At 41.9% G+C, this 8,721-nt stretch carries 6 protein-coding genes; all 6 read left to right on the top strand.

Translation table 11 applies throughout. From position 1 onward, the window contains the following. Positions 1-227: hypothetical protein (locus I2503_RS09515; RefSeq protein ID WP_210766831.1), on the top strand; the 227-nt coding region annotated here is incomplete at its 5' end. A 90-nt stretch (positions 228-317) separates the two neighbouring features. Next, the gene (locus I2503_RS08425; RefSeq protein WP_196967665.1) at positions 318-605 is read left to right on the top strand and encodes a phosphotransferase; all 288 of its coding nucleotides are present in this window, start codon (positions 318-320) and stop codon (positions 603-605) included. Positions 606-656: 51 nt separating this feature from the next. Continuing rightward, positions 657-800, top strand: a complete 144-nt coding sequence (locus tag I2503_RS08420; protein WP_196967664.1) for a hypothetical protein — start codon at positions 657-659, stop codon at positions 798-800. A 117-nt stretch (positions 801-917) separates the two neighbouring features. After that, positions 918-1,709: a formate/nitrite transporter family protein gene (locus tag I2503_RS08415; protein ID WP_247644704.1), complete on the top strand. Its 792-nt coding sequence runs from the start codon at positions 918-920 to the stop codon at positions 1,707-1,709. 562 nt (positions 1,710-2,271) lie between these two features. Then, complete coding sequence (locus I2503_RS08410) at positions 2,272-3,288, top strand: agmatine deiminase family protein (RefSeq protein WP_196967663.1); 1,017 nt, start codon at positions 2,272-2,274, stop codon at positions 3,286-3,288. Between the two features lie 202 nt (positions 3,289-3,490). Continuing rightward, positions 3,491-8,721, top strand: a 5,231-nt coding sequence (locus I2503_RS09820; RefSeq protein WP_196967662.1) for a Rib/alpha-like domain-containing protein, incomplete at its 3' end; no start/stop codon positions are given.

The following is an 8,721-nucleotide window of genomic DNA, read 5'->3' as shown; positions in this document are numbered from 1 at the left end:
AAGGAAATAAATACTTAAAACATGCCTTAACGATCTCGGGTATGATAGCAGGTCACTCCAAAGATCCAGCTTTCTCATCTTTATACAATCGAGTTTCCCAAAGAGGAAGTAAGATGAAGGCTGTTATCGCTTGTGCTCATAAGATACTAAGAATTGTCTACAAACTTTTGAAAACACATCAAACTTATGAAGCAGCAAAAGCATTAGGGATGCGGCAACACCCTTAAGACATTTTTAAATATGTTCACCTTAAGTATAACACAGATAGTGTTTTTTTGCGCTTTTTTACTGTGTTATTTTCAAATAAAAGACTATACTTGGAAGATCCTCGTCGTTTAAGTGAGGTGCTGGGGCAGGAACTATGGCGTTTCCATGATCTTGATGTTGATGGTTGTCCTGTTATGCACAGGACGGGGACTTTTCTGGACCTGGCTGAAAGGAACTATCGGTTAGGGCACTTCAATCCAACTTTATTCGAATCTTCCTTTTCTTTTTCTTCCGCAGAGGAGGCTTATAAAGTACTGCAAGATGGTAAAAATCTGCTTCAAAGTCGGGTGCTCCTGCACGGGGATTATTGCCTTCCCAATGTGATGTTGCAGGATTAGCGGCTGACGGGCTTCATTGATGTGGGAACCGGAGGTGTGGGTGATCGGCATATGGATCTCTTTTGGGGGATTTGGAGTCTCAACTTTAACCTTCAGACCAATGAGTTCGCGGATTGTTTTTTGGATGCTTATGGTCGTGATGTTGTAAACCCTGAGCTATTTTCTGTGATTGCAGCGGCAGAGGTCTTGGTATAAAAGAGGGTGTGTGTAACCAGTTAATAGACTGAAACAATGTTTGTGTAAGCCTTTTCAAAACCTGCTAATTTTTGTATAATATATTGTGAAAAAAGATTCAAAAAGTGAGGAATTGTTATGGCAGCAGAAAATAGTTTAATGTCTATCTTAAAAAAGGGTATTTTGAAAAAAGAAGACTTGTATGATACAAGCTATTGGGCTTATGCGTTGAGATCGATTTTGGCCAGTGTTTATTTGGCGGTTGGAATTGCTATTTCGATGTTTACAGCTGATAAAATGAATCAATTCGTTCCTGGATTGGGCAGGTTTGGATATGGTCTTCTTTTTGGATGGGGGCTCTTGATTCTGCTTTACATGAATACCGAATTGGGGACTTCAAATATGATGTATATGACAGTAGCTACCCATCGAAAGTTACTGACTCCTAAAAAAGCATTGAAAATCCTAGCCACCTGTATAGGATTTAATTTTATTGGGGCTATCATCGTAGCATTTCTCTTAAGTCAAACTTCTCCGTTTTTAATGGAGAGTCGTTTCTTAGTGGAGGGAACAGTGGCGAAATTGGCTAAGAGTCCCTGGGTTTTATTTATGGATGGTGTTTTTGCAAATATTATTGTGAACATTTCCGTCTTTTGTTATTTACGAATGAAGGATGATGCAGGGAAACTGATATCTGTTGCCTTTATTATGTATATTTTCGCATTCTTTGGCTTTGAGCATGTCATTGCGAATTTTTCTATATTCTTTTTATCGATTTTTACAACTGGTGGAGCTGTTGAAGGGATGACACTGACTAGCGTTCTGATGAATTTCCTCATGTCAGGGTTGGGAAATTTCGTTGGTGGAGGTCTTGTTATCGGCTTATTGTATAGCTGGTTGAATGAGCAGTCGGATCTTTATGTGGATTAGATGAAACTTTTAGGTATTGAATTGTATTTGGTATTCTCACAGTCAGGCTAGAATCCAGAGTGTACTGATTTTACACGGGAAAAGAATACTCGGTTCGATGCGTTCCAAGAATGAGCTCTAAATTTTCGAATTTTCTAGGGCAAGCTGGGAGAAAGTAGGGTATCTTTATTTTAGGGTGAATGATTGTTTTACATTCCCAAATGACCTTGATCCCAGGCTATCGATAATTAGACTTCCTGCAAAACAGTGACGGAACTTGAGATTCATCGGAGTTATCATTTGAAAAAAGACTGAGTCACAAAAAGTCACAAGATATTTCAGTGTGGTTATGCGCTATTTCCTGCTGTGAAATTGGATCACATACATTGGTTCCGCAGGAAGTCTATTGTTTAGATCAAGTCTCTTTAGTTGTCTCTTCTTCTTTGTCATGCTATCCTGTAAATCAACTAGAAGGAAGAGGTTCTAATTTTCTCTTATGAAAAAATGGAAAAAGGTGTTGCTGGCGGCTTTGGCTTTGGTAAGTCTGGGTGCTGGTTGTCTTGTAAATAAGGAGGTTTCTGCGATGGAGAAGTTTACGTTTCCGGCGGAGGATGAGAAGCACGAAGGGACTTGGCTGACCTGGCCGCATGCTAAGACTTATGGAAAGGCTTACCAAAAAGCCATTGAGCCTATTTGGGTTCAGATGGCCGAGTCACTGCATACAGGTGAGAAGGTGCACATCATGGTCTACGATGAGCAGGAAGAAGCGCGTGTTCACGCGCTTCTGGAGAAGAAAGGCTTGGATATGAGCCAGGTTGACTTTTTGGTTGTGCCTAGTGATGATGTCTGGTCTCGTGATTCGGGTCCGATGTTCGTACGGGACGAAGCAGGGGAGTTGCGGATTGTCGATTTCGGTTTTAATGGCTGGGGGGGCAAGATGGAGTCCGCAAATGACGATGTCATTCCCCAGCGTGTGGCAGAGGCCAAGGGGTACTCTCGCCTAGACGTAGCAGACTTTGTCTTGGAAGGTGGTTCGGTTGAGTTGGACGGTCATGGGACTGCTCTGCTCACGCGCAGCGCTGTCCTGAATGAGAATCGGAATCCTGGCATGAGCCAGGAAGAGGCGGAAGCCTACATGACTCAGTATCTGGGCGCTGCGAACTTTATCTGGTTAGATGGGGTCAGTGGTGAAGATATTACCGATGCCCACATTGATGCCATTGCCCGTTTTGTGGATGACAAGCGGATGGTAGCAGTGAGCAAAGCCGATTTTTTTGATTTATATGAAGGAATTAAAAGGAAGGATTTAGAGATTCTGTATGCGGCTCAAAATGCAAAAGGTGAGGCCTACGCAATCACCGAGTTGCCCCTGACCAAGAAAAACGTGAAGGGGCTCGACTACAAGGGCAGCTATGTCAATTTCTACGTGGGGAATGAGGTTGTCTTGGTACCAATCTATTCCGATGCGAATGACCAAGAAGCCATGGACAAAATTCAAAAACTTTACCCGGATCGGGAAGTGGTTGGAATTGACGTCAGCAAGCTCTACAAAAATGGTGGGATGATCCACTGTGTGACCCAGCAACAGCCACAACCATAAGATCGATAAGTATCTTATTAAATTAAGATATAATTATACAATTATTGAGGGGTTAGGATGAATATCTTAACCTCTTTTTTGAATCATATTACCAAAATTATTGTCTGAACGGATATTGTTTTATGTGCTGAATTTTTGTGTAGAATTTACTCAATTGTGTTATACTTAGGGTGTACCATCATAAAAAAAATAGGAGGATACCATGTATTTTAACCGTAAGGGCGCCAAGCAAACGAATTGGCGCATGATCAAAAAAGGAAAGCACTTTCTATTTGGTTGCTCCCTTGTTCTTGCCCTTGGTGCAACGACAACTGTAGCAGCATCGGATGTTGCAATTGAGGAAAAATCGTCATCTTCTTCGGAATCTGAATTCACCTTAGCTGGAGATGTAAGTCTGGATTCAGAGACTAAAGACAGCTCGCAGGTATATAATGTGCCAGCAGTTGTTTTAGAAACTGAAGAAGTGTCAACCACTGCCCCTTCTTCAGAAGAAAAAGTAGAGGAAAACCTTACTACAGAAGAAACAAAAGCAACTACAACCCCTGTTGCCGAGGAGAAACCAGTGGCACCAGTTGAGGAAGTAAAGGCTGAAACTGAAGTCAAACCTGCTGACCAAAAAACAGCAACTGACCAGCTGGTTGAAAAACCAGTAGCTCCTCAAAGCGAAGTTGAAACTGCTGCCCCAGCAGATCTTTCAACAAGAAAAGAAAGAATTATTCGCGGTCTTGAAAAATTGAAGCACCTACCTTCAACTGATCGGGAAGACTACGCTAAATTGATTGAAAGTGCAACTACAATTGGGGAATTGCAAAACCTTCAATCACAAGCTAACCAAGCAAATGCCTTGCTCTATTTGGAGAAAACTCGTGCACAACGAGAGTCTGAGGCTGCTTCTGTAGAGAACACTGCATTCCGTAAAGTTACAACGGATGTCTATAAAGCAGCACTTGCCGAAATTAGGGGATTGTCTAACTTAAATAGCGTAGAGATTCAATACTACACAGCTGAACTGAACAAGTTAACAAAAGGAATTATCAATCGCGATAAAGAAGTTACAGCTTTGCTTGAGAAAGCTCGTAAGATGAACGAGTTGTATGCATCTAATCGTGGAACAACTCAAGCGGATGCCATTTTAAATACTGTTAGTGCTAGTGATGATCGTACTGTTAGCGGAAATGTGCGACTAACCTCTGGTGGACGAATTAATACAGATGAAGATACTTATAATCAACCACTAGAGGGCGTTGAAGTCTATGCCCAATGGTATGAAAAAAATGGTTTTGCTTCTCCAATTTATAAGACAGTAACAAATGCTGACGGCAGTTTTGCAATTGGACTGCATGAGTTTATTGGGGCAGACGGTAAGCTCTATCAATTTAATGCGAATCCTCAGACTCCGCAATTCGAGAAGTGGCGCATTTGGTCTATTAATCCTGATACTAATAAATATAGTCTTTTATACTCTTATGGTGAAGAACAAATCTCACCAGAGGGAATCATCTTAGATGCATCTGCTGGAGCAGGTCAGAATGTTACTGCAGGAAAATTAGAAAATGTAGAGATTCGTTATGCCCATAAAACTGATGATATTTGGAAACAAGACGCAAAAGAAACACCAGCGCTTACCAGCGGATCAGGGTCTGGTGGTCGCGTTTCAGGGGCTGTTTATTGGAATAACTACAATCCGGCAGGTGGACAACTATGGAATGACTTGGTAAGTCGTCAATCTGACTATGACCGTGGACTTGAAAATGTGACGGTTTATGCCTCTTATCTAACGGACTGGGCAGTTAAACACTTGAATTCCCCTGAAGTTATGGCAAACTTTGTAGATGAATCTTCAGAATGGAAGCCAACTTATAACGCTGCTACTCAAGAAGGAAATATCCGTTCAATCGGTTCTAATTGGACACGAGTAAATGAAAATAAACTTCGGGAATATATCCTTGAACAAGTAAAAGCTGATCGCAGTAAGTGGGTCGCAGAAACAGTGTCTGCTAAGACTGATGCCAAAGGTGAATTTAATATTCAATTTAATGGAACCTATGGCCAAGCTTGGAATAACCAGGGTTATGGTACTTCCGTTACAAAATCTGAATCAGAGGTAACGAGTGCTAATGGAGAAACCCGAAAGGGAGTTGAGTGGAATGGGATTGTTGCTCACGATGCATCCTATGGTGCATTTGGAAGTAATGGTAATGGATCCCGTCTTGATTTAAGTAAGGCTCCTAAACATATTAATATGGAATGGATGATGATCACAACGGATAAAGAAGGTGTATCATTTGTTAATCCATTCTATGGTGATGTGCCAAAAGGACCTTTGAATATTTCAAATCGCTGGGGTACACAGGGTGTTGGAACTGGTACTGCATGGGGAGTAGACTATAATTTAGGTACGACTCTTATTCCTGGGAATAACGATGTGTCAAATGTTCGCTTTGCAGCATTTCATGATGATTTGACTTTTGATATTGTGAACTATGATTCTGCGGGTAACTTTGCAGGTCCAGGTGATACGGCAAGGACCTCAACTATTGGTGTCACACCAGTTGGCAATGAAACCTATGAAATTGTTTGGAAAGATGAAGAGGGTAAGGAAGTTGGTTCGAGTGGACCTATCAGACCTAATGCAACAGGAGAACTTCCAGAATCCACCTATACAGTTCCTAGCGATTTGACAAAAACTACCACTTACTTTGCAGAATTGTATGCATTGAATGAGGATGGATCCCGTCCGGCTGATCCAATGCAAAAAGATTCTTTCACTGCAGTTTATCGTGAGTTACCAGTTTATAAAGTAACAGAGGGAGTACAGGAACAGTCTGCAGATTCTGAAACACCAACCTTCGATTTAGCTCACACGGAAGAAGTTGAGGAACGACCGGTACCTGCTGGTGCTAGTTTCGCACTTGTTTCAGATACAGGTGATGAAACGGTTGAAGGTTTTACAATTGATGCTAAAACAGGTGTTATTACTTGGACTAATCCTCAAAAAGACACTGAAGTTACCGTTGAGGTTACTTATGCAGATGGAACAACAGCGATAACAGTTGCGAAATTTGTTTTGAAAAAAGCAGATAACGAGAAGTATGAACCATCATACGAAGAGAAGAATGTGGTTCCTGGTACTCCAGCAACGACAACACCAACCTTCACGGACAAAGATGGAAATGCAACAACTGCACCAGAAGGAAGCAAGTTTGCGATTGCACCAGACTTTAGCGCACCTGAAGGTTACACAGTTACCATCGATGAGAATACAGGAGAAGTCACAGTAACAGCTCCGGCTACACCGACTGGAACAACCGCTGAAACAGTTACGGTACCTGTTGTGGTAACTTATCCGGACACAACTACAGATTCAGTGAATGCAGTATTCAACCTTGATTCAGATGGAGACAATACTCCAGACAAGGATGATGAAGATGATGATAACGACGGTATCCCAGATACGGATGAGTCAAAAGATGGAACAAATCCTAAAGATCCAAACTCAGCAGCATCTTCTATTACACAAATTGAAGATCAAACAGTTGAACAAGGGAATGCAATCAATCCTGTTACTGTAACAGGTGAGAAAGTACCAAATGGAGGTTCTTTCAAAGTTGACGGTCTTCCAGATGGTGTTACTTTTGATCCAACTACAAACACTATCTCAGGCACACCAACGGCTGCTGGTGAAAGCACAGTAACGGTAACTGTTTTAGATAAAAACGGGAATCCAGTTAAAGATTCAAATGAAAAACCAGTTACAGAGGAATTCAAGATTACTGTATCTGAGAAACCTAAACAAGCGGATACTAACGAACCAACTCCAGCCGATCAAACGGTTAAAGTAGGAGAGACACCAACTGCAGTGAACTCTATTGGTAATGTTTCAGAACTTCCAGAAGGAACAACCTTCGCATACGAAACCCCAGTGGATACCACAACAGCAGGCGACAAACCAGCAACAGTTGTAGTAACCTACCCAGATGGATCACAAGACAAGGTGACTGTAACCGTTAAGGTTGAAGAAAACCCAACTCAAGCAGATACCAACGAGCCTACTCCAGCAGATCAAACAGTTAAAGTAGGAGAAACCCCATCTGCAGAGAAATCCATCGGTAATGTTTCAGAGCTTCCAGAAGGCACTACCTTCGCATATGAAACCCCAGTAGATACCACAACAGCAGGTGACAAACCAGCAACAGTTGTAGTAACCTACCCGGATGGATCACAAGACAAGGTAACTGTAACCGTTAAGGTTGAAGAAAACCCAACTCAAGCAGATACCAACGAACCAACTCAAGCAGATCAAACGGTTAAAGTAGGAGAAACCCCATCTGCAGAGAAATCTATCGGAAACGTTTCAGAGCTTCCAGAAGGCACTACCTTCGCATATGAAACCCCAGTAGATACCACAACAGCAGGTGACAAACCAGCAACAGTAGTTGTAACCTACCCAGATGGCTCAGTAGACAAGGTAACTGTAACCGTTAAGGTTGAAGAAAACCCAACTCAAGCAGAAACCAATGAACCAACACCGGCAGATCAAACAGTTAAAGTAGGAGAAACCCCATCTGCAGAGAAATCTATCGGAAATGTTTCAGAGCTTCCAGAAGGAACTAAGTTTGAGTTCGAAACCCCAGTGGATACCACAACAGCAGGCGACAAACCAGCAACAGTTGTAGTAACCTACCCAGATGGATCACAAGACAAGGTGACTGTAACCGTTAAGGTTTCAGAAAACCCAACTCAAGCAGATACCAACGAACCAACTCCAGCAGATCAAACAGTTAAAGTTGGAGAAACCCCATCTGCAGAGAAATCCATCGGTAATGTTTCAGAGCTTCCAGAAGGAACTAAGTTTGAGTTCGAAACACCAGTGGATATCACAACAGCAGGTGACAAACCAGCTGTAGTGGTCGTTACTTACCCAGATAAATCTCAAGATAAAGTAAACGTAACTGTTAAGGTTGAAAACCTAGATGCTGATAAGTATACGCCTGAAGTGGAGACTGAATTTGTTATTCGGGGTTCTGAGTACGATCTCACAGATAATCTAAAACCAATTTCTGATGATACAGGAAATCAAGTTGCGATAAAAGTCGAAGACGTTACACCAAAAGGTGTCGTTGATACTACAAAACCAGGAAACTATACAGGAAAGGTTAAAGTAACTTATCCTGATGGAAGTTCCGAAATCGTTGATGTTCCTGTCGTTGTTGTCGATCAAGAAAAAGATCCAAGTGACGCAGACAAGTACGAACCAACAGCGAAACCTGAAGAAGTAGCAAAAGGTGGCACAGTTGATTTAACAGATAACGTTGATCCAATCACAGATGAGAATGGAAACCCAGTAAATGTTGTCGTTAAAGATGTAACTCCAGAAGGTGTGATCGATACAAATACCCCAGGTGACTACACAGGTAAGGTAGAGATTACATA

The organism is Streptococcus sp. NLN64, assembly GCF_015831295.1.
GTDB lineage: Bacteria > Bacillota > Bacilli > Lactobacillales > Streptococcaceae > Streptococcus.
This window is presented reverse-complemented; position numbering and strand designations above follow the sequence as displayed.

Bases quoted from the DNA above. Each gene is read 5' to 3' on its own strand.
- I2503_RS08420 (WP_196967664.1), top strand. From the start codon at position 657: ATGGATCTCTTTTGGGGGATTTGGAGTCTCAACTTTAACCTTCAGACC.
- I2503_RS08415 (WP_247644704.1), top strand. From the start codon at position 918: ATGGCAGCAGAAAATAGTTTAATGTCTATCTTAAAAAAGGGTATTTTG.
- I2503_RS08410 (WP_196967663.1), top strand. From the start codon at position 2,272: ATGGAGAAGTTTACGTTTCCGGCGGAGGATGAGAAGCACGAAGGGACT.